The sequence below is a fragment of the Ectobacillus antri genome (assembly GCF_003852715.1).
GTDB lineage: Bacteria > Bacillota > Bacilli > Bacillales > Bacillaceae_G > Ectobacillus > Ectobacillus antri.
In genome coordinates, this window is record NZ_RIAV01000008.1 from 103346 (window position 1) to 124309 (window position 20964).

Annotated in this window: 22 protein-coding genes; 18 read left to right on the forward strand and 4 right to left on the reverse strand. The window is 39.0% G+C overall.

All coding sequences use genetic code 11. The features are described from left to right. The first annotated feature begins 18 nt into the window (after positions 1-18). Together EEJ45_RS10010 and EEJ45_RS10020 are read left to right on the forward strand one after the other, a co-directional pair. Positions 19-831, forward strand: coding sequence for a serine/threonine protein kinase (locus tag EEJ45_RS10010; RefSeq protein ID WP_124564694.1), 813 nt, complete (start codon positions 19-21; stop codon positions 829-831). Positions 832-959: 128 nt separating this feature from the next. Then, positions 960-1571 (forward strand): phosphatase PAP2 family protein, encoded by a 612-nt coding sequence (locus EEJ45_RS10020; protein WP_124564663.1) that lies wholly within the window; start codon positions 960-962, stop codon positions 1569-1571. Between the two features lie 70 nt (positions 1572-1641). On the opposite strand, the gene EEJ45_RS10025 is transcribed toward EEJ45_RS10020, so the two are convergent. Both EEJ45_RS10025 and EEJ45_RS10030 read right to left on the reverse strand, forming a co-directional pair. After that, entirely contained in the window at positions 1642-2514 is an 873-nt protein-coding gene (locus EEJ45_RS10025) for a cation diffusion facilitator family transporter (protein ID WP_124564664.1), read from the reverse strand. A 225-nt stretch (positions 2515-2739) separates the two neighbouring features. Beyond that, the gene (locus EEJ45_RS10030; protein ID WP_124564665.1) at positions 2740-3054 is read right to left on the reverse strand and encodes a thioredoxin family protein; all 315 of its coding nucleotides are present in this window, start codon (positions 3052-3054) and stop codon (positions 2740-2742) included. A 499-nt stretch (positions 3055-3553) separates the two neighbouring features. On the opposite strand from EEJ45_RS10030, the gene EEJ45_RS10035 reads away from it, so the two are divergent. From EEJ45_RS10035 to EEJ45_RS10045, 3 genes are read left to right on the forward strand one after another with little or no spacing between them, the layout of a single operon-like run. After that, positions 3554-3793 (forward strand): DUF2584 family protein, encoded by a 240-nt coding sequence (locus EEJ45_RS10035; protein ID WP_124564666.1) that lies wholly within the window; start codon positions 3554-3556, stop codon positions 3791-3793. A 20-nt stretch (positions 3794-3813) separates the two neighbouring features. Continuing rightward, a complete protein-coding gene (locus EEJ45_RS10040) occupies positions 3814-4959 on the forward strand; it encodes an exonuclease SbcCD subunit D (protein ID WP_124564667.1) in 1146 nt (381 codons plus the stop codon). After that, positions 4956-8039 (forward strand): AAA family ATPase, encoded by a 3084-nt coding sequence (locus EEJ45_RS10045; RefSeq protein WP_124564668.1) that lies wholly within the window; start codon positions 4956-4958, stop codon positions 8037-8039. The genes EEJ45_RS10040 and EEJ45_RS10045 overlap by 4 nt, the downstream gene beginning before the upstream one ends. An 88-nt stretch (positions 8040-8127) precedes the next feature. Here the strand turns inward: EEJ45_RS10045 and EEJ45_RS10050 are convergent, their stop codons facing one another. Both EEJ45_RS10050 and EEJ45_RS10055 read right to left on the reverse strand, forming a co-directional pair. Then, positions 8128-8421 (reverse strand): DUF3817 domain-containing protein, encoded by a 294-nt coding sequence (locus tag EEJ45_RS10050; RefSeq protein ID WP_124564669.1) that lies wholly within the window; start codon positions 8419-8421, stop codon positions 8128-8130. Positions 8422-8749: 328 nt separating this feature from the next. Next, the gene (locus tag EEJ45_RS10055; protein ID WP_124564670.1) at positions 8750-8944 is read right to left on the reverse strand and encodes a cold-inducible protein YdjO-related protein; all 195 of its coding nucleotides are present in this window, start codon (positions 8942-8944) and stop codon (positions 8750-8752) included. 405 nt (positions 8945-9349) lie between these two features. Here EEJ45_RS10055 and EEJ45_RS10060 point away from each other — a divergent pair, with 405 nt between their 5' ends. From EEJ45_RS10060 to EEJ45_RS10120, 13 genes are all read left to right on the forward strand, one after another. Beyond that, positions 9350-9622: an HU family DNA-binding protein gene (locus EEJ45_RS10060; RefSeq protein ID WP_124564671.1), complete on the forward strand. Its 273-nt coding sequence runs from the start codon at positions 9350-9352 to the stop codon at positions 9620-9622. A gap of 167 nt (positions 9623-9789) precedes the next feature. Continuing rightward, a complete protein-coding gene (locus EEJ45_RS10065) occupies positions 9790-10749 on the forward strand; it encodes a YbgA family protein (RefSeq protein WP_124564672.1) in 960 nt (319 codons plus the stop codon). A 207-nt stretch (positions 10750-10956) separates the two neighbouring features. Next, positions 10957-12102, forward strand: a complete 1146-nt coding sequence (locus EEJ45_RS10070; protein ID WP_124564673.1) for an acyl-CoA dehydrogenase — start codon at positions 10957-10959, stop codon at positions 12100-12102. Positions 12103-12114: 12 nt separating this feature from the next. Continuing rightward, a complete protein-coding gene (locus tag EEJ45_RS10075) occupies positions 12115-13452 on the forward strand; it encodes an acetyl-CoA carboxylase biotin carboxylase subunit (RefSeq protein ID WP_124564674.1) in 1338 nt (445 codons plus the stop codon). Between the two features lie 68 nt (positions 13453-13520). Next, positions 13521-13733, forward strand: a complete 213-nt coding sequence (locus EEJ45_RS10080) for an acetyl-CoA carboxylase biotin carboxyl carrier protein subunit (protein WP_124564675.1) — start codon at positions 13521-13523, stop codon at positions 13731-13733. Between the two features lie 11 nt (positions 13734-13744). Further along, complete coding sequence (locus EEJ45_RS10085; protein WP_124564676.1) at positions 13745-14656, forward strand: hydroxymethylglutaryl-CoA lyase; 912 nt, start codon at positions 13745-13747, stop codon at positions 14654-14656. Positions 14657-14661: 5 nt separating this feature from the next. Further along, on the forward strand, positions 14662-15450 hold the full coding sequence (locus EEJ45_RS10090) for an enoyl-CoA hydratase (protein WP_124564677.1): 789 nt from the start codon (positions 14662-14664) through the stop codon (positions 15448-15450). Between the two features lie 2 nt (positions 15451-15452). Next, positions 15453-16991, forward strand: coding sequence for an acyl-CoA carboxylase subunit beta (locus EEJ45_RS10095; protein ID WP_124564678.1), 1539 nt, complete (start codon positions 15453-15455; stop codon positions 16989-16991). 200 nt (positions 16992-17191) lie between these two features. Further along, positions 17192-17971 carry an undecaprenyl-diphosphate phosphatase gene (locus EEJ45_RS10100; RefSeq protein WP_124564679.1) on the forward strand — a complete coding sequence of 260 codons (780 nt, stop codon included), beginning with the start codon at positions 17192-17194 and terminating at the stop codon, positions 17969-17971. Between the two features lie 67 nt (positions 17972-18038). Continuing rightward, positions 18039-18602 (forward strand): signal peptidase I, encoded by a 564-nt coding sequence (lepB, locus tag EEJ45_RS10105; RefSeq protein WP_380017807.1) that lies wholly within the window; start codon positions 18039-18041, stop codon positions 18600-18602. A gap of 116 nt (positions 18603-18718) precedes the next feature. Further along, positions 18719-19330, forward strand: a complete 612-nt coding sequence (locus EEJ45_RS10110) for a tetratricopeptide repeat protein (RefSeq protein ID WP_124564680.1) — start codon at positions 18719-18721, stop codon at positions 19328-19330. Positions 19331-19447: 117 nt separating this feature from the next. Then, on the forward strand, positions 19448-19657 hold the full coding sequence (locus tag EEJ45_RS10115; RefSeq protein WP_124564681.1) for a hypothetical protein: 210 nt from the start codon (positions 19448-19450) through the stop codon (positions 19655-19657). Positions 19658-19868: 211 nt separating this feature from the next. After that, on the forward strand, positions 19869-20051 hold the full coding sequence (locus EEJ45_RS10120) for a YjcZ family sporulation protein (RefSeq protein ID WP_380017817.1): 183 nt from the start codon (positions 19869-19871) through the stop codon (positions 20049-20051). Positions 20052-20964: the final 913 nt, after the last annotated feature.

Consider the following 20964-nt stretch of genomic DNA (forward strand, 5'->3'; position numbering starts at 1 on the left):
CTTCTTCAGCAGTTAATGATTAATTGGAACTATTTATTTGCTTGGTTTGATAGGCCGCTTCGCCAAGGATCTATTGTGAATAATTATCAAATTAAGCACACGCTTGGTATGGGCAGCTATGGCTTTACGTACCTTGCTGTATCTTTACAAACACAAGAAGAAATTGTTATTAAACAATTAAGAACCAGCAAGCGTCGCACTGCATCAGGAAGAAAATCTTTTCAGTACGAGCAAAGTATATTAGAGCGTCTTAAACATCCGCTGATACCGAAGAAACACGCAGCTTTTTCACAGGGGAAACAGTTGTTTTTTACGATGGATTATGTGCAAGGTGTTACGTTTGAAGATTTAATTTTTAAACATGGACAAACATTCACAGAGCATGAAGCATTTACTATTTTGCTTTCTATTCTACAAACGGTAGCTTACTTTCATCGTTTAGGAATTGTTCATCGCGATTTACGAACACCCAATTTATTGTGGCACGCAGGGCAAGTTCATATTATTGATTTTGGCTTGGCTCGTTATATAGGAGAACAAGATGAGCGGGCTGAAGCATTTACTGATGAGAAAAAACTTATGCGAGAAGTGCACTATCGAAGCGACTTTTATGCACTCGGTCATTTTCTATTGTTTTTACTGTATGCAGGATATAAGCCTACAATGAAAGAAGAACGTCCTTGGTTTGAAGAGTTGATACTAACAAAAGAGGGTAAGCATATCATAAAAAGAATGCTACAGATAGAACAGCCTTATGAAGAAATAGACGAGCTATGTAATCAGATTCAATCCATGCTGAAGGAGCGAGAAACATGTTGCAAAAGTTTTTAGCAAGTGTTGGAATCGAAGCAGCAAAAGTAGACACAATCTTAGAAAAAGAAAAGCATTTCTGCGCATAATAATGGAAATGGAGAGGAAAACTATAATTCCTCTCCATTTTGTTATTTTGAGGTGCAGAAATGAATAAATTAAGTATCATAATTATTCTTATTGTTTGTCTCACTCTATTCATACTACTTTCGCTGTCCTATGCAAAAATGGGTACGTTTGATGCAGTGATTAGCTCGTATATTCAACACTTTCGTACAAGATTAGGCATTTATTTCTTTCAATGTATGACTTATGTAGGATCTATTCGTATGTATGTGCCTTTGTTATGTATTGTGTCTGTTTACTTTGCTATGCGAAAAAAGTTTCTCAATATATACTTATTGCTATTAAACTTATGGGGATCTCGTTACCTCAATCAATTGCTCAAATTATGGTATCAAAGACCAAGACCTGATATTCATACCTTAACAACTGCGACGGGGTATAGTTTTCCAAGTGGCCACGCTATGAATGCCGCAGCTTTTTTAGGATTTATAGCATATCTCATTATAACAGAGCATCAATTGCGCTTGTGGCAGAAAATGATATTGCTCATGTTCACTACGCTGATGATTCTTTCCATTAGTATTAGTCGTGTGTATCTTGGGGTTCATTATCCAACCGATATTATAGCAGGAAGTGCAGCAGGGATTGCTTGGTTATTATTATGTGTTTTATTTCATCAACGATTTACACAGTAAAAGATTTACCAATCCTTTGTGGAAATAGACTTTTGTAGTACATTAAAAAATCCCCGTAGCAGGGGATTTTTTAATGTACTAATGTATCGCTTGGTTCAATATGCACATGGGAATTTGCCACACCGTGTGTATGAAACAGTCTCTCTTCTACAGAATCCGCAATGCAATGGCTTTCCCAAACTTTCATCCTGCTGTCGACTTGAATTGTAACATCCACAAACGTATCGTTACCGTACATTCTGGCTCTTATATCTACAACTGAAACAACACCTTCGACGGACTGAACTGTTTTTTTGAATTCTTTCATATGATTAGGATCAATACCATCCGTTAGCATATGTGAAGTTTCCGAAAAAATTTCCCATGCTGTTTTACAAATTACCCCCCCCACAACTACCGCAAAAATAGGATCAATAATTGGCATACCGAATTGCGAAGCAACAATACCAGCACTTGTTGCTATACTAACGAGTGCATCCGAAAGATTATCTTTCGCTGCTGCTTCAAGAGATTTACTTTTTGTTTCATGTGCAAGTTTGTGATTGTATCTATAAATCATATACATAAATAGTGCAGAACATAAGGAAATACCTGCTGCAATGGGATCTGGTGCAGTTGTTCGTTCTGTAAAAAATGATTTGGCTGCCTGAAAAATAACTTGTAGCCCTACGCTTATCATAATAAATGAAGCAACCAAAGAAGCGATTTGCTCTGCACGCGAATGACCGTACGGATGATCTGGATCACGGGGCTTTTTGGAAATACGCAGGCCGATATAAACCGCTAAAGAAGCACCAATGTCAGTTAAATTGTTTAACCCATCCGCACGTAAAGCACTTGATGAGGTTAAAAAGCTAAATCCAATCTTCGTTAATGATAAAAATATGTAAGCACCGATGCTAATAAGTGCACCATATTGGGCTTTTCTAGAAAGGGTATCCATCCATATCACTCCACTCTTAAACACTTTCTATAGCTTATCAAATCAATATTGAGTGGGTCTATACAAACATTTTTGTTTTGAGATAGCTTTTTGAACATAAGGTAAGATTGTTGTACGTATACAAAAACATATTTCTAACGAGTTTAATCATGTAGACTACTTAGTAGTATGTCCATAAGTGTAAAAAAGCCTTGCTCATGGGCAAGGCTTTTTCGAAAAATAAAATCAGTATGCTTCTAAAAATTCTGTTACTTGCGCTTCCGTTTTAGCGTTCGCACTATGTAGATGGCCTAATTTTTGTCCGTTTTGGAAAATAAGTAAACTTGGAATCCCCATGACTTGATATTCTTCTGCAATTTCTGGAAATTCGTCTTTGTTGATGTCATACCATTCGAATTTATTGAATTCCTTCATCACATCACCAATGAAATTGTCCATGCGCACACAGTCTGGACACCATGTTGTATAAAATTTTACAACTACAGGTTGCTCTCCGCCAATCACTTCACGAAATTGTTCTTCAGTGCTAATTGGAATCATGTATTTTCTCTCCTTATTTCTGAATACCAACTATGTGTATGTTACCATACCACACGTTTGAACAACAAGTATAAGATATTATAGACAACTGCTCAAGAGCTGTCCCCAGCATCGTACGTATTTCTCTCCTATCCACATGTTTCATCTATATAAGTATAACTAGAAAAACCGACATTCTGTTTTCGAGTAAGAAAGAGGAACGGGAAATTTCAGGTTGCGGTCAGAGCTTAAGAGACATGTGTCAAGTAAGAAGATACATACGTAGAGAAGCGTTCTGGACCTGTGATTTTCTTGCTGTTTCTATGTTAAAAAACTATTTATCCTTATATATATTTATGAAAATTTTATCATAATAGCGATGAAGTGCGATGTAGCTACACATTATCTGCTTTGGAAAGAATATTATTTTTCCTACTCGTACATATATGGACCTTGGGTTATCTTGTAAATTACGACTTTAGCATTTACTATAAAAGAAAAGATAAAAGGAGATGATGTTATGAAATTTGAAATGCATACGAACATTGTAACTTATGGTAAAGAGACGCGAGTTGACATTGCTAGCAATACATTTGAGTTGAAGTTGGATGGTTATCACCTCTATCCGCTTCAAGAGACGATGACACTTTGGAAATTTGATAAAGAACCAATCGGACAAGCCGTGCCTGAAAAGATTTCTTGGGAAGCAGGACAAACAATTCTATGGTATCGCTTAATATCTCTACATTCTGTTAACTAATAGAAAGGAGATGAGAAACAATGAAATTATTTCACACTGCCGATTGGCATTTAGGAAAATTAATTCACGGCGTATATATGACAGAAGAGCAAAGATACATACTGAATCAATTCGTAGAAGCTGTCGAACAAGAGAAGCCAGATGCGGTTATTATAGCAGGAGATTTATATGACCGAGCTATTCCGCCAACGGAAGCGGTTGATTTGCTAAATCAAACTTTAAAGCGCATTGTAATTGACTTGAAAACACCAGTCTTAGCAATCGCAGGTAATCATGACAGTCCTGATCGTGTTCATTTTGGAAGCGAGTTAATGCGATCACAAGGACTTTACATTGTGGGACGTTTACAGTATCCTCATGAGCCTGTGGTGTTAAAAGACGAACATGGAGAAGTTCATTTTCATTTAATTCCATATGCAGATCCGGGTATTGTACGTGGTGTGTTGAATAATGAGGATATACGAAATCACGATGATGCAATGCGTATGTTTTTGAATCATATTCATGAACAAAAAAATCAAAATGTGCGTCATGTATGTGTCGGACATGCCTTTGTTACACCAATGGGAGAGGCAAAAGAAAATACAAGTGAATCTGAAAGACCGCTTGCCATTGGAGGTGCAGAACACGTGAACAGCTCTTATTTTGAAGAGTTTCACTATACAGCACTTGGTCATCTGCATCAAGGTCACTATGTCCGCTCTGAACGAATTCGTTATGCGGGTTCCCCTATGAAGTATTCTATTTCTGAAGAAAAACACAACAAAGGTTTCTATATTGTAGAGTTAGATGCATCTGGTGATGTAACGTTGTCAAAACGAGAGCTTACACCGAGACGTGATATGAGAACGGTTAAAGGCACTTTAGATGAAATTTTACAGCATGATCGCAACGAGGATTATGTATTTGTACAATTGCATGATGCTACACCTGTTATGCAGCCTATGGAGAAAATTCGTTCGGTGTATCCAAATGCGATGCATGTGGAGCGAATTACCCAGTATACCGCAACAATTAATGAAGTCACTGTACAAAAACATAAAGTGGACGACATAACATTATTGCAAGCATTTTTTAGGGAAATGAAAGGAAACGAGTTATCAGAAGCACAGCGTCAATTATTTATACAAGTATTAGAAGAAGTGAATGAGGAGGAGCGAATGTGAAGCCGATTCGATTAACCATGACCGCATTTGGTCCTTATAAAAACCAAGAAACAATTGATTTTACCGAACTGGGTCCTCATCGCTTATTTTCTATTTCTGGTAACACTGGGGCTGGAAAAACAACTATTTTTGACGCAATTTGTTATGCGCTTTACGGAGAAGCTAGCGGTGAAGAGCGAAGTGATGTGAACATGCTTCGAAGTCATTTTGCAGCAGATGATGTCTATACCGGCGTAAGATTGGTTTTCCAGATCAAGGATAAGACATATGAAGTGATGCGTCAAATGGGACATCGAAAAAAAGGAAACAAAACAGCTACAGGTGCTGCAGTAGAGTTTCATGAAATGATTGAAGATCAAATGGTTCCATGCGTAGATCGTTTTCACGTTACAGACGTCAATCGTAAAATTGAAGAAATTATTGGTTTAACAAAGCATCAATTCAGTCAAATTGTAATGCTCCCGCAAGGAGAGTTTAGAAAACTATTAACCTCTGAAACGGAAAATAAAGAAGAGATTTTACGCCGTATCTTTAAAACTGAACGTTATAAACGAATGCGAGATAAGTTAGATGAAAAGCGCAAGGCACTAAAAGACGTGTTGCAGGAAAAGCAAAAAGAGCGTGACATTTATTTTCGTACTGTAAAACAATTACCGGTAAGACCAGACAGCGCTTTAGAACAGCTACAACAGCAGGAACAATATAATACTTATCAGATCCTTGACGTACTTAACGAAGAATATGAATTTTACGAGAGGCAGTCAAATTATATTACGAAAGAAGAAAATATACAGCGGCAAAAACTACATGATATGCAGCGTTTTTTTCAGCAAGCACAGTCTATTAATGAACAGTTTGATACACTTCGAGTAAAGGAAGCTGAATTTGCAACACTGTTAACAAAAAATGAATTTGTACAAGAACAAGAACAGCGCTTACGAAGTGGTGAAGAAGCAGCTCGTATTGTAATATTTGAGCAGACTTATGAAGAAGCCATTGCATATACCAAACAGGTAGAAGAACAATTACGTCAAATAAAAGAACAGTATGCACATATACAAAAGCAATATGAGAAAGCAGCTTTCCGTTTGCGTGAAGAAAAAGAACGTGAGTCCATTCGCGAAGAATTAAAACAACAGATGCGTGTATTAGAAGAACTAGAACTTATTGCACAAACGTTATCCGATAGAGAAAAGAACCTTGTACAGCTGACACAGGAAATCCAAAATGGCAAAAACCGCTTGTTGTGTATAGAAACGCAAGAAGTTGAAGAAGTAAAGAGTAAGGAATTGCTGATAAAGCAATATCGAGAGCTAGAAGGAGAGTTACGTGACTATGTAGATAAAGTAACAGAATTGCATAGACTACGGGAAGAGGCGAAACTACTCACACAATATAAAAAACTAAGTGGCGTGGTAGCAGCAAGCCAAGCGAAATATCAACAAGCGAAAGATGCTTTCCTAGCAGCGCAAAAAGCATGCGAAGAGGTGGAACAAAGTTGGGCTGCAGAGCAAGCTGCGCAACTAGCACTTCATCTGCAACCTGGCTCTCCTTGTCCAGTGTGTGGGAGTACACATCATCCTCATAAAGCATCAGCGCAGCAAACGACTGTTGCCGAGCAACATTTACAGCAACTTCGTGAAGCGCAGAAAGAAGCAGAGGTTGCTTATATTGAAGCAAAGAATACGTACGAATTATACATGGTGCAGCATGCAGAATATCAACAAGAGATAGGAAGTAAGGGCTATACAGATATTGATACAGCATACCAACAACTTGTCGCGAGAGGAAAAGAACTAGACGCATATGTAAAAGATTTGCAAAACAAAGAGCAAATTCGTAAAACGTTACAGCCCCAAATAGAAGCTTTGGAAGCCAAAGGAAAGCAACTTGCAGATGAAAAGCGTAGTATAGAAATAGAATTGCAGCGTTTACAAATGGATGAGTTGCAACAGCGTATGCTGTATGAGAGTGATCGCAGTAAATTACCAGACGAGATTACTTCTTTTGCTATGTGGAATCAGTATATGGAAAAGGCCAAGCAAGCGTATAAAGAAGCAGAACAGATATGGCAGGATGTACAAAAGCAGTATGAACAAAGCGCCGGACATTTGGTGCGCACCCAATCCATGTATGAAAATCTGCAAACGGAATATGAAAAAGCGATGAAAAAGCAAGCTGAAAAACAAGAAGTTTTTTCAATACAATTGCAACAAGCAGGATTTGCGTCGCAAGAAGATTATACGAGATCTAAATTGTCACAGGTACAGATACAAGAATTGCGACAGCAAACTCAATCCTATTATGCAGATGTAAAAGCGGCACAAAAGCGTATTGACGAACTGAGAGAACAACTAAGCGGTAAGCAATATACTGAATTGAACGAGATGCAGACTGACATAGAATATGGCAATCAAATTCTTACAAAACTAACAGAACAACGTCAATCTTTGCGCCACATGTTAGCTCACATTTCTGATTTACAGTCTCATATTCAAAAGATAAACGATGCAATTCAAGAAGAAGAGACAGTTTATCAAGAGCTCGTAGATTTATATGAAGTGATCAAAGGTGATAACGAAAGCAGACTATCCTTTGAGCGATACATTCTCATTGAATATTTAGAACAAATTGTACAAGCTGCAAATGAACGACTTCGCAAATTATCAAATGGGCAATTTTTCTTAAAGCGTAGTGAACGCGTTGAAAAAAGAAATCGTCAAAGTGGTTTGGGATTGGATGTATATGATGCTTATACCGGGCAAACACGCGATGTAAAAACATTATCAGGGGGAGAAAAGTTCAACGCATCTCTTGCACTCGCGCTTGGCATGGCTGATATGATTCAGGCATATGAGGGTGGTATCTCAATTGAGACGATGTTTATTGATGAAGGATTCGGCTCGCTTGACGAAGAATCATTAACAAAAGCAATTGATACATTAATTGACTTGCAGCAATCTGGTCGACTAATCGGTGTAATCTCGCACGTACAAGAATTAAAAAATGCTTTGCCGGCTTCCTTAGAAGTAAGTAAACTTCGCGATGGTAGTAGCAAAACAAGATTTATTTTAAAGTAAAAAATCTGTACTAAACAGTCTTTCATTTTGATTTAGCCTTTATATTTTATCTTTTATCTTCTAAAAAAGAGCGCATTTGCGCTCTTTTTTAGAAGTATTCTTTTTTTAATTGTGCATCTAGATAAAATGTCCCGAACGGAATAACGGAGGATACAAAAGCCATAAAACCTTTGAAAATAGACCAACGGTGGACAAGCATAGCATGAAACAACGCTAATATGAATAACACAAACAGCAAGCCATGCAAAGCTCCTACAATCGTTACAGCCATTGGCATGTCTGCTAAATATTTTAAGGGCATAGCGATTCCTAGTAACAACAAATAAGAAATACCTTCAATAAATCCTATGATGCGAAGGCGTCCAACAGCAGATGTAAGCATATATACCTCCAGTTTATAATGATTATATTCTATTATAAACAAAAATGAGCAATAACACGAATAGAACTGTTACAAAATTGTGTCTTACACGTCGAGAGAATAAGAGAATAAAAATGTGGGATGCTATGAGAGATAACAATTCTATAAGGAGGGGAACAATGCTGAAATTTTTTCAATATGCATGTTCTGCATCAGCAGTTGGGTGTTTACTATTTACGTATTACCACATGTTAAAGAAAGACAAACAATCTTAAACGTCATGTATGATGCTTATGGTATTATAACGAAAACAAAGTAAAAAGCTCTTGCAATATGCAAGAGCTTTTTATCACTCTGACAACACATACAGAAGACGAGTACCGTCTTGCATTTTCGTACCGCATAAAGGACAATCTGGTTCATCAGTAAAGGAAAATTCCTTGCGCATCCAACCAAGGCAGTTGTCAGATTTGCATTCCCATACCGCAACGTCCTCTTGTTTTTTTTCTTGCTGGAAAGCATCTTTTTTCTTATTCCAGTGCATACAATCACTCCTTTATGTGGTACGTCCAAAAAAGAAAGGCTGTTAACTGTACCGTTAACAGCTTTTTTACGGTTTGGCACGCATTTCCCTTTAGGGTTACGGTTGTTTCTTGCATCACTTCATAAAATATACGTTACATGAAGCAGTACTCTTATACCTTGTATAGTATGCCCGGTCGGATAATGAAACATTCACATGTAACAGAAAAAGTCTGAGATGTAACACATTATACTTCAATTTTTAGAAAATTTCAACGTGTTAAAAGAGCACTCTTTTCCTATTATTTCGTATTTCTTGTACTTTACAATACAAATCTTATATGAAAATAACGTGTAAGACTTGTATAAGTATATGAGAGTAAGGTATAATAAACCCGCATTAGCAGTTTAATTAGAGGTGAAAAACATGAACAAAACAGAATTAGTAAAACAAGTGGCAGCAAAAGCTGAACTATCTCAAAAAGATGCGTCTGCAGCTGTAAATGCAGTATTCGAAGCAGTAACAAACGCATTGGCGCAAGGAGAAAAAGTACAGTTGATTGGTTTCGGAACATTTGAAGTTCGCGAACGTGCAGCTCGTACAGGCCGCAACCCACAAACGGGCGCAGAGATCACAATCGCTGCGACAAAAGCACCAGCATTTAAGGCAGGAAAAGAGCTTAAAGAAGCGGTAAAATAATACATACGAAAAACGCATCCAGTATGGATGCGTTTTTCATATTCTATTTTTCTTGTTTGGTCCTAACACGGTGATACATTTGCGTGTAAAGTACCTGAGAGAATATAATAAAGTTATGTGAAATTTTACATCTAACTTCTATCACTTTTAAGAGCACGGAGGAATTTATGAGAACGTTCACTAAGCCGACAGTTATAGTCAGCAAATGTTTGGAATTTGATGCATGTCGTTACAACGGTGACTTAATTTCCGATATAGTCGTTAAAAGTCTTATGTCGCATGTTCATTTCATCCCCGTGTGCCCAGAAGTGGAGATCGGGCTAGGGACCCCACGTGAAACGATTCGTATCGTTGAAGAAGATGGTGTTTTCAAACTTGTACAGCCTTCTAGTGGTGCAGATGTGACAGAAGCGATGATGTCATTTTCTGCACACTTCTTATCATCTGTAGAAGCAGATGGGTTTATTTTAAAAAGTCGATCTCCGAGCTGCGGTACGCGCGATGTGAAAATATATGCGGGTGGTAAGATACCGGCAGGCAAAGGCAGTGGTTTTTTTGGCGGTGCTGTTTTAGAGAAGTTCGCTCACCTGGCGATTGAAGAAGAAGGCAGACTTCGTAATTTTACGATTCGTGAACATTTTTTCACGAAGCTATTTACGATTGCCGCATTTAAAGCATTAAAACACGAACCGAATATGAAAAAATTAGTCAAGTTTCATAGCGATAACAAATATTTGTTTATGGCGTATAATCAAACAAAATTAAAAGAGATGGGCCGAATTGTTGCGAACCATGAAAAGCATTCGTTATCTGAGGTAGTAGTGGCATACGAGAAAGGGCTTTACGATATGTTTCAGCGTGCAGCACGTTATACATCTCATGTAAATGTATGTCAGCATATTTTTGGATATTTTAAAGATAAGTTACGTAAAGAAGAAAAGGAGCATTTTTTATTGCTTCTTGATAAGTACAGCAAGAAAAAAATACCATTAAGTAGTATACTCGCATTGCTACGTTCTTGGACCATTCGATTTGAAGAACAATACTTAGAGCAACAAACATACTTTGAACCATATCCGGAAGACTTAATGGACATTAGTGATTCGGGAAAAGGAAGAGATTATTAGGTTATGTTACATACTTCGACAAAAAACATCCTGCGTTGTTGTAGAACAATGTAGGATTTTTTTTGTGCATAGATACAGAATATGCTTTACAATAGAATTAATGACAGAATTATCGAAATAGTTGCAACAACGTACATACTATCCAATCAAGTCCTATATGTAGCACAGAATGAAGCATGTCGAAAAATGCTGAAGGAGTGTGACAAGATGGAGTTTACGCTTACTAATGAAAAGCAAATGATTAAAGAGATGGTTCGTGACTTTGCAGAAAAAGAGATTGCACCAAAAGCGGTGTATTACGATCGTACAGGAGAATTCCCTTATGAGACGTTTCAAAAAATGGGAGAATTAGGCCTTTTGGGCATTCCGTTTCCAGAGCAATACGGTGGTTCAGGTGGGGATACCGTATCTTATGCCCTTGCAGTTGAAGAAATTGGCCGGGCTTGCGGCGGAACTGGTTTAAGTTATGCTGCAACCATTTCTCTCGGTGCTTCTCCGATTTATTACTTTGGTACAGAGTCGCAAAAGAGAACATACTTGGTTCCTATGGCTTCCGGGAAAACGTTGGGTGCTTTTGGTCTAACAGAGCCAAATGCAGGGTCTGATGCAGGTGGGACACAAACCAAGGCAGTACTAGATGGAGATGAATACGTCATTAACGGGGAAAAATGTTGGATTACGAACGCTGAATATGCTAAGACCATTATTGTAACCGCTGTCAATGGTGTGGATGAGAATGGAAAGAAACGAATTTCCGCTTTTATTGTACCGACAGATACAAACGGATTAAAAATTTCAAGTCCATACGACAAGATGGGTGTTCGTGCATCTAACACGTGTGAAATCATCCTCGAAGATGTTCGGATACCGAGAGAAAACATTTTAGGTGATGAAAGCAAAGGATTTAAACAATTTTTATACACGCTGGACGGTGGTCGTATTTCTATTGCAGCTCTTGCTGTTGGTATCGCGCAGGCTGCATTTGAGCGAGCGCTCAGTTATGCAAAAGAGCGCAAACAATTTGGCAAATCCATCTCTTCCTTTCAAGCCATTCAGTTTAAATTAGCAGACATGGCAACTGAGATTGAATTGGCACGAAATATGGTACATAAAGCGGCTTGGCTCAAAGATCAGAATAAACCGTTTGCTAAAGAAGCTGCGATGGCAAAGCTGTTTGCTTCTGAAATGGCAAGCCGCGCTGCGAATCAAGCTGTTCAAATCCACGGTGGCTATGGCTACATGAAAGAGTACGAAGTAGAGCGCTATATCCGTGATGCGAAGCTACTTGAAATTGGAGAAGGTACTTCGGAAATTCAACGTCTTGTTATTGCGAGACAACTTGGTTGCCGATAAGGAGGAATAGCTATGTTTTCCAAAATATTAATTGCCAATCGTGGTGAAATTGCCGTTCGTATCATTAAAACATGTAAACGACTTGGTATTGAAACAGTAGCGGTGTATTCGGAAGCTGATCAAGGTGCTTTGCATGTACAAATGGCAAACGAGGCTTATTTATTAGGATCTGCTCGTGTGCAAGAAAGTTATTTGAATTTGGAAAAAATCATTGAGATTGCAAAAAAAACAAATGCAGAGGCTATTCACCCAGGATATGGTTTGTTATCTGAAAATCCAAACTTTGCAAAGCGCTGTGCAGAAGAAGGTATTGTATTTATCGGACCTTCCGCTGATGTGATTGCTCGTATGGGTAGCAAAATTGAGTCCCGCAAGGCGATGCAAGAAGCTGGCGTACCTGTTGTACCGGGTATTACAGCAGCCCTCGCAGATGTCGAAGAAGCAAAAGTCATCGCAAAAACTATCGGTTATCCACTCATGTTAAAAGCTTCTGCCGGCGGTGGCGGTATCGGTATGCAAGTCATTGAAACTGAGCAAACGCTCGTTCAGGCGTTTGTAAGTAATCAAACACGCGCAAAAAACTTTTTTGGTAACGGTGAAATGTACATGGAAAAGCTTATTACCAATGCGCATCACATCGAAATTCAGATTTTGGCTGATGCAGACGGGAATACGGTGTATTTATGGGAGCGTGAATGCTCTGTACAGCGTCGTAACCAAAAGGTAATTGAAGAAGCACCTTCCCCGTTTTTAGAAGAAAGTACACGTAAGCGTATGGGAGAAGTTGCAGTACAGGCTGCAAAAGCGCTTCGCTATGAAAACGCCGGTACGATTGAGTTTCTAGTAGACGAACATCAACAATTTTATTTTTTGGAAATGAATACACGCTTACAAGTCGAGCATCCAGTAACAGAAGAGATTACAGGTCTTGATCTAGTAGAACAACAGCTCCGTATTGCGTCAGGTGAGCGTCTACGTTATCAACAAGATGAGATTGTGAGAAATGGCCATGCAATAGAGGCTCGTGTGTATGCAGAAGACCCAAATACGTTTTTTCCTTCCCCGGGAAAGGTGACAGCGCTGCAATTGCCGCAACATGTTCGCATTGATCACTTTTTGCAGGATAACGTAACGATTACCCCATTTTATGATCCTATGATTGCCAAAGTGGTTGTACATGGTGCTACGCGCCAAGAAGCGCTACAAAAACTGGACGAGGCGCTTGCAGAAACAAAAATTGAAGGTATCAAAACAAATATTCCAATGCTGCGCCGTGTACTTGCAGATGAAGTGTTTCAAAGCGGAATTTACACAACAAGCTTTGTATCGCAGCAACTTGTGAAAAAATAAAGGTGATCGACTCAGGTGCTCGCAGCTGAGTCGATTATATTCATTTTATATTGAGGGAGGAAATGACCATGACAAAGGTATATGCATCAATGGCAGGAAACGTATGGAAAGTCGTAGTGAATGTAGGAGAGACAGTAGAAGAGGGACAAGATGTGGTTATTTTAGAATCTATGAAAATGGAAATTCCAATTATGGCAGAAGAAGCGGGAACAATTGTGAAATTATTAGTGCAAGAAGGCGACTTTGTAAATGAAGGCGACGTATTAGCCGAATTAGAATAGGAGGCATATCTATGAAACTCCCTGCTTCTGTTCAAATTAAAGAAGTTGGTCCACGAGATGGGCTGCAAAACGAAGAAAAAATAGTTGCTGTACAGGATAAAGTACAATGGATTAATGCGTTGTCTCAGACAGGATTAACATATATCGAGGTATCATCCTTTGTTCATCCTAAATGGATTCCGGCTTTAGCGGATGCAGCGGATGTGTTTCATCGTATAAGACGGAAGCCTGGTGTAATGTATACTGCGCTTGTTCCGAATCAACGGGGTCTTGAGCGTGCATTAGCTGCGGACGTGGATGAAGTTAATATCTTTTTATCTGCTAGTGAAACACATAGCCAAAAAAATATTAACAAGTCTATCTCTGAGGCTTTGCAGACAGTAAAAGAAGTGACAACGCAGAGTTTGATAGTTGGTAAAAAAGTGAGAGGCTATGTATCTACCGTATTTGGTTGTCCTTATGAAGGACGAGTGGAACTTTCAGCGGTAGAACGTTTATGTGAAGAGTTACTTGCTTCCGGTGTATACGAAATTTCACTTGGTGATACAATTGGTGTCGCGAATCCGATGCAGGTAGAGTCTGTGTTAACTCATCTGCTTAAGCATTTCCCTGCTTCAGCCTTTGCTATGCATTTTCATAATACATATGGCATGGCACTGTCTAATATACTCACTTCCTTACAAGCTGGAATTACTGTATTTGATAGTTCCTGCGGCGGTTTAGGAGGTTGTCCATACGCGCCGGGGGCATCTGGTAATGTTGCAACGAATGATGTTGTGCATATGCTGCACCAAATGGGAATTAAGACAAATATAAATGAAAATAAATTATTTGAAGCGAGTCGCTTTATTGCCGATACATTACAAATAAAGCTTCCAAGTCAAGTGTATCAAGCAGGAAAGCCAAAAACGATAAGTAGGTGATGTTATTGCTTTTATTGCAGTATGTACAAATGGAAACCGTTGCACCTTACATTGTTCGTATTACACTCAATCGTCCTAAGCAAGCGAATGCACTTTCTATTGTACTCTTACAAGAGTTACAAGAAGTATTACAGCAAATTAAAGAAAGTAAAGATATTCGTGTTGTCATTCTAACAGGGGCTGGAGATAAAGCATTTTGCGCAGGAGCAGATTTAAAAGAGCGAGCTGGTATGAATGAAGTTGAAGTGCGAGAAGCAGTAGCGCTCATTCGTTCTACCATTAATATGGTGGAAGAATTGCCACAACCTGTCATCGCCGCAATTAACGGCGTTGCACTTGGGGGAGGCACAGAGCTTAGTCTAGCTTGCGATATACGAATTGCTTCTCAGACAGCGACACTTGGACTTACGGAAACGTCTCTTGCCATCATTCCTGGTGCTGGCGGAACGCAACGCTTGCCTCGTTTAATCGGGTTGGGCCGTGCGAAGGAATTAATTTTTACAGCTCGCCGTGTTCCGGCTACCGAAGCGCTTGAGTATGGAATTGTAGAATATAGTGTATCTCCTGAATCTTTAATGGACGCATGTATCAACATAGCAACCTCTATTGCGGCAAATGGTCCTATTGCTGTTCAATTGGCAAAACAAGCGATATCACAAGGGATGCAAGTAGATTTACATACAGGACTTCGTATGGAACGGCAAGCATACGAGGGTGTGATTGGTACAAAAGATCGTTTAGAAGGGCTACAAGCTTTTAAAGAAAAGCGAAAACCGGAATACAGGGGGGAATAAAAATGTTGGACCAAGAACAAAAGCAGCTTTCCTTGGAAGAACGTGAAGAAGTGATTAAAGCAGGAGGAGCACAGAAATATCACGAACAAAACAAAGCCAAAGGCAAATTGTTTGTTCGTGAGCGCTTATCTCTCTTATTTGACGATGGTTATACCGAAGACGGCCTGTACGCAAACTGCGACAGTGTTGATTTGCCGGCCGACGGCGTGGTAACTGCTATTGGGAAAATCAATGGCCGTACGGTCTGTGTGATGGCCAACGATTCTACTGTAAAAGCAGGGTCTTGGGGGGCGCGCACAGTTGAAAAAATTCTCCGTATTCAAGAAACAGCAGAGAAATTACGTGTGCCACTTTTATATTTAGTGGACTCTGCTGGTGCACGTATTACAGATCAGGTAGAGATGTTTCCAGGACGCCGCGGTGCCGGTCGCATTTTCTATAATCAAGTAAAATTATCAGGTAAAATACCACAAGTTTGCTTGTTATTTGGTCCATCTGCAGCGGGCGGTGCGTATATTCCGGCGTTTTGTGACATCGTCATGATGGTTGATGGTAACGCTTCTATGTATTTGGGATCACCTCGTATGGCAGAAATGGTTATTGGTGAGAAAGTGACATTGGAAGAAATGGGCGGTGCGCGTATGCATTGCTCAGTATCTGGCTGTGGAGATGTATTATGCAAAACAGAGAAAGAAGCGCTGTTGCTAGCACGTACATATCTTTCCTATTTCCCAACGAACTATTTAGAAGCAGCGCCTCATATTACGCCAAGTGCACCAAAAGCGTTTGATAAAACATTAGAGGAAATTATCCCTACAAATCAAAATGCGCCGTTTAATATGATGGATCTTATTCATCGTATCATTGACGAAGGTTCATTCTTTGAGATTAAAAAGTTGTTTGCGCAAGAGTTAATTACCGGTTTAGCACGTATTAATGGGAAGCCAATCGGTATTATAGCCAATCAACCTCGTATGAAAGGTGGCGTGTTGTTCCATGATTCTGCTGATAAAGCAGCTAAGTTTATCAATCTTTGTGATGCATATCATATTCCGCTTCTGTTTCTTGCAGATGTACCAGGCTTTATGATCGGTACAAAGGTAGAACGCGCTGGTATTATTAGACATGGTGCAAAAATGATATCCGCGATGAGTGAAGCAACGGTACCAAAAATTTCAGTTATTGTCCGTAAAGCGTACGGTGCTGGCTTATATGCAATGGCGGGTCCTGCGTTTGAACCGGATTGCTGTTTGGCTCTTCCGACAGCATCTATCGCTGTTATGGGACCTGAAGCAGCGGTCAATGCAGTGTATGCGAATAAAATCGCTGCATTACCTGAGGAAGACCGCCCAAGATTTATTGAGCAAAAACGAGAAGAATATAAAAAAGATATTGATATTTATCACTTGGCTTCCGAAATGGTCATTGATGGAATTGTACACCCAAACAAACTTCGTCAAGAACTAGCAGAACGTTTTGATGTATATAGTAGTAAATATCAAATATTTACAGACAGAAAGCATCCTGTCTATCCAGTATAATGAAAATGTCCTGCAATATGCAGGACATTTTGTCATTGTTGCACAATTTTTAAACGTACATGAACACAGGTTGGAATTTTTTGTATATCTGATCCCGTTATTTTTCTGTGAGATGGCTTTTTTTTAAAAGAATTATTCTATCCGCATGAATCAGGCATGTATCTCATATATTGGTACGAGCCTGATGAGGAGGGGACAGAATGAGCTGGTTAGAAGCATTTCTACTTGGGATTATACAAGGTCTCACAGAATTTTTACCGATTAGCAGCACAGGTCATTTGTACTTAGGACGACACTTAGTTGGTCTCGATGAAGCTGGTTTGTTTTTGGATACAATGCTTCATATTGGAACGTTGCTTGCTGTGTTTGTTTATTATAAGAATGACTTTATAGATATGTTGAAAAAACCGTTCGGGAGATTAACTTGGCTATTGGTCATTGGAACAATTCCAGCAGTTATTGTAGGGCTACTATGCAAAGATTTTTTTGACGAGATTTCTAAAACAGGGATAACAATTGGTTGGGAATTTTTGGCCACTGGTGTATTTTTATATTGGGCAGAGCTGGGAAAAGGCGGCAGGAAGAAAATGAACGATATTACATATGGAGACGCACTTTTCATTGGCTCCTTTCAAGCTTTTGCTATTTTTCCGGCGATTTCACGATCAGGTATGACCATTGTTGCCGCACTTTGGCGGAAGTTAGATCGTGAAACAGCAGCATACTTTTCGTTTTTATTATCTACACCCGCTATTGTAGGTGGTATCGTATTGCAATCAGCTGATTTATTTCAAGGAAAAGCAGAAGCCATTTCCGGTACGGCATTATTCATAGGTGCTGTATCTGCTGCATTTTTCGGATATATTGCAGTTTCTTGGATGATTCAGTACTTACGAAAACACTCCCTTAAGATATTTGCTTATTATGTATGGGGACTCGGTCTGCTCATTTTGTTCTTACAATATACAGGATTGTTTTAAAAGCATTGTCTCCAGATGGGTAATCATGGTACTCTTGTCTTACTAAGAATGGAAAGGCGGGGTGTTATTGAAAGAGAAAACAATCAATGAAATATGGAGCTGGGTGCGCTCCATTTTACTTGCGTTGGCACTGGTTTTTTTCACAAGCGTTTTTCTTGTACAGCCGTACCGCGTCGAAGGGCACTCGATGGATCCGACGCTACATGATCAAGAACGCATTATGGTGTCCAAGCTGTCACACACCTTTCGTTCAACACCTGATTACGGGGATATTGTGATTATTGATAGTAGAGTTGATCGGGAACGAAGCTGGTCAGATGATGTTTCAGAGAATGCCATTTATCAGCTATTGTCTCCAGAACAGCCGGAAGGGTTTTTATATGTAAAGCGCATCATTGGAAAGCCTGGCGATGTGATTGAACTAAAGAATGAAAAAGTGTATCGAAACGGAAAGCCGCTAAAAGAAACATACATAAAAGAACCGATGATGGTTATGAATGAAGGTAAGTGGGTTGTGCCGAAACACCACGTCTTTGTGATGGGAGACAACCGTAATAATAGCCGAGATAGCCGAGAGATTGGCTTTGTTCCAATTGATCATGTTCTAGGTAAAAAAATATTTAGTGAATAAGTCCGGAGCCGTGTGGCTTCGGACTTATTTTTGGAAAAAGCATTGAGTGCAATCAAGTGGCTCTCACACACAGTCCCGATCACATGTTCTCTCATCTAGGCTTAGTCAATGTATATATGAAACAAAACACACGTAAGGGAAAGGAATATCTCTTAGCAATTTATCCCGAGTTCGAAACAGAGGGTGACTTCTTACTTAATGCAGGAAAGACACTCTGGGATTATGCTGTGCAAGAGGACGAAGCAGAGGAAGCATTGTCAATGATAGAGCGGGGTATGTGCTTCATTTCAACAAAAGAAGCGATAGATATGTATGTGAGTTGTATTCAAAACACATGGTATATACAAAGAGGGATACAGTTTCTTCATAAACTAGTGGATAAAGAACCTGATCATATCATACTCCTTTGTTCTATAGGTGTTTTATATGAGCAGCAAACACGTTATACAGAAGCAATTGCACAGTACGAGACGGCTTTACATATAAAAGAAGACTTTCTTCCATATTACAGGCTCGGAGAAACATATGAAGCCGATCAATTGCTCTCCGTAGATGCGGATAATCTAATGGGACGTTATCATCGTTCTCGTTATTTAGCAGCGTTGCATAGGGTAGAAGAGGCAAGGGAAGAGCTTGGTAGGGTTTTGGCGGAAGATGAGAGCGGTTATTTCGAATCTCTTGCTGAGCATGATCCAGAATTGCAGGTCCTGTCTATACAGCACATGTAAAACTACTTAAATTGGAAAGGACAAACACACAATTTTCATGCTGGGCTAAGGGGACAGGCTCGTTTGTCCATCTGTGAACATATACAGTAATGAGACAAACCAAGGGGGTTATCAAACATGTATTATCCAAACCCTTACTGTTCACCATGTCAGCCGCGTCCACAACAAATTTGCTGCACAACATTTTATCCAACACCAACTTATGTGCAACCAGCTATGACTATGCCAATGACACCGAACATGATGCCAAACATGATGCCAAATACAAGCGTCATGGGCGCACAAGCAAATCAACCGAATATGTTGCCAACACCGCGCAAATTTTAAAGGCAGATAAAAGATCCTTCATGGATCTTTTTTATTTATCAGGTAAATAAGATGTTGAGAATGCGATAAGATTATTTTTGGATTAGACGTGCTCCAAATACGTAGATAGGCGTATGATATTAACGTATCCTGCATTTACCTCCCTACAAAAGAAGGGATGATGTTTAATATGTATAGTAATAACAATGCACCACTTGTAGCAGGTGCCAATATGGCTCCTCCAACGTATGTAGCTCCGTCTTACACTGCTCCATCCATGTGTGCACCAACATATGTTGCGCCAACTTACGGATATTGCGGCTATCAAAGAGGCGGCAGCGGTTTTGCAATCATCGTTGTATTGTTTATCCTACTCATCATTATCGGAGCAAGCTTCTGTCATCGTGATTGCTAAACACTTTTAAAAACCCTTGTAACAGTTACTTGGGTTTTTATTTTTTATCTTTGACATGATGAAATCTTGTTTATAAGTAACATTCATTATGTCAACTGTACTAAGAGGAAGAAGAAAATTAATACCATACGCCAGTAAAAATGAGACAGAAAGATTGTCTTCGGGCAAATTTAAATGGTGTTAGAGTATTCTGTAAATCGCTGTTTTGGAATGCAAAGATAACGAAGAAGAGGAAGTTGGGAGAATCAAACTTCGCTAAGTAATTTCGTGGTTGTGACGACAATTTTTTCTACCATACATAATAAACGGTTTGGTAGCGGTAAGATAAAAACGTCAAATAAATGAACCGCATTGTTAATGAAAAGCTGGTACGAAAAATTGTTATAATTCTCTTTTGTCTCAAAAACAATAGTATTCTTCTTTTTAGAGACATAAATATTTACGAATCGATGACTTCCTATAATTTGTATTATGTAAACTTAAAAGAATGTTTGTAACATCAGCCTTTCTTCCCTCAAGTTCGCATAATAACGCTTATCAGAAACGAATTTTCCGTAAGTTCTTGATAATTTTATAGTAAATTGCTTTTTACATAACTTTCGAGCTTTTTACGATAATTGCTGAATTTTTAACGATAATTTATATGGAGGTTTGTATTATGTATTTTATTGAAGCTGTAGACGCATTCATGCTTTACTTGCAAGTTGAAAAAATAAACGTTTTTCGCTGCATCACTTACGGCATACGTTTGCCACGTTGTTGCTGCAGGAGAATCGTGAAAACGTAGATTTACGGTAAGCCCGAATTATAAAAATAAGCGCACCTTCACGGTACGTATCACAAATAGCCATATATCATTCATTTTTTTATGAGATATACGGCTATTTTATTTTCCGCATGTTGTTTGGATGTT

Excerpts from the sequence above, each read along its gene's own strand:
- EEJ45_RS10020 (WP_124564663.1), top strand. The coding sequence starts at position 960 with ATGAATAAATTAAGTATCATAATTATTCTTATTGTTTGTCTCACTCTA.
- EEJ45_RS10025 (WP_124564664.1), bottom strand. The coding sequence starts at position 2,514 with ATGGATACCCTTTCTAGAAAAGCCCAATATGGTGCACTTATTAGCATC.
- EEJ45_RS10030 (WP_124564665.1), bottom strand. The coding sequence starts at position 3,054 with ATGATTCCAATTAGCACTGAAGAACAATTTCGTGAAGTGATTGGCGGA.
- EEJ45_RS10035 (WP_124564666.1), top strand. The coding sequence starts at position 3,554 with ATGAAATTTGAAATGCATACGAACATTGTAACTTATGGTAAAGAGACG.
- EEJ45_RS10040 (WP_124564667.1), top strand. The coding sequence starts at position 3,814 with ATGAAATTATTTCACACTGCCGATTGGCATTTAGGAAAATTAATTCAC.
- EEJ45_RS10050 (WP_124564669.1), bottom strand. The coding sequence starts at position 8,421 with ATGCTTACATCTGCTGTTGGACGCCTTCGCATCATAGGATTTATTGAA.
- EEJ45_RS10055 (WP_124564670.1), bottom strand. The coding sequence starts at position 8,944 with ATGCACTGGAATAAGAAAAAAGATGCTTTCCAGCAAGAAAAAAAACAA.
- EEJ45_RS10060 (WP_124564671.1), top strand. The coding sequence starts at position 9,350 with ATGAACAAAACAGAATTAGTAAAACAAGTGGCAGCAAAAGCTGAACTA.
- EEJ45_RS10065 (WP_124564672.1), top strand. The coding sequence starts at position 9,790 with ATGAGAACGTTCACTAAGCCGACAGTTATAGTCAGCAAATGTTTGGAA.
- EEJ45_RS10070 (WP_124564673.1), top strand. The coding sequence starts at position 10,957 with ATGGAGTTTACGCTTACTAATGAAAAGCAAATGATTAAAGAGATGGTT.
- EEJ45_RS10075 (WP_124564674.1), top strand. The coding sequence starts at position 12,115 with ATGTTTTCCAAAATATTAATTGCCAATCGTGGTGAAATTGCCGTTCGT.
- EEJ45_RS10080 (WP_124564675.1), top strand. The coding sequence starts at position 13,521 with ATGACAAAGGTATATGCATCAATGGCAGGAAACGTATGGAAAGTCGTA.
- EEJ45_RS10085 (WP_124564676.1), top strand. The coding sequence starts at position 13,745 with ATGAAACTCCCTGCTTCTGTTCAAATTAAAGAAGTTGGTCCACGAGAT.
- EEJ45_RS10095 (WP_124564678.1), top strand. The coding sequence starts at position 15,453 with ATGTTGGACCAAGAACAAAAGCAGCTTTCCTTGGAAGAACGTGAAGAA.
- EEJ45_RS10100 (WP_124564679.1), top strand. The coding sequence starts at position 17,192 with ATGAGCTGGTTAGAAGCATTTCTACTTGGGATTATACAAGGTCTCACA.
- EEJ45_RS10110 (WP_124564680.1), top strand. The coding sequence starts at position 18,719 with ATGAAACAAAACACACGTAAGGGAAAGGAATATCTCTTAGCAATTTAT.
- EEJ45_RS10115 (WP_124564681.1), top strand. The coding sequence starts at position 19,448 with ATGTATTATCCAAACCCTTACTGTTCACCATGTCAGCCGCGTCCACAA.
- EEJ45_RS10120 (WP_380017817.1), top strand. The coding sequence starts at position 19,869 with ATGGCTCCTCCAACGTATGTAGCTCCGTCTTACACTGCTCCATCCATG.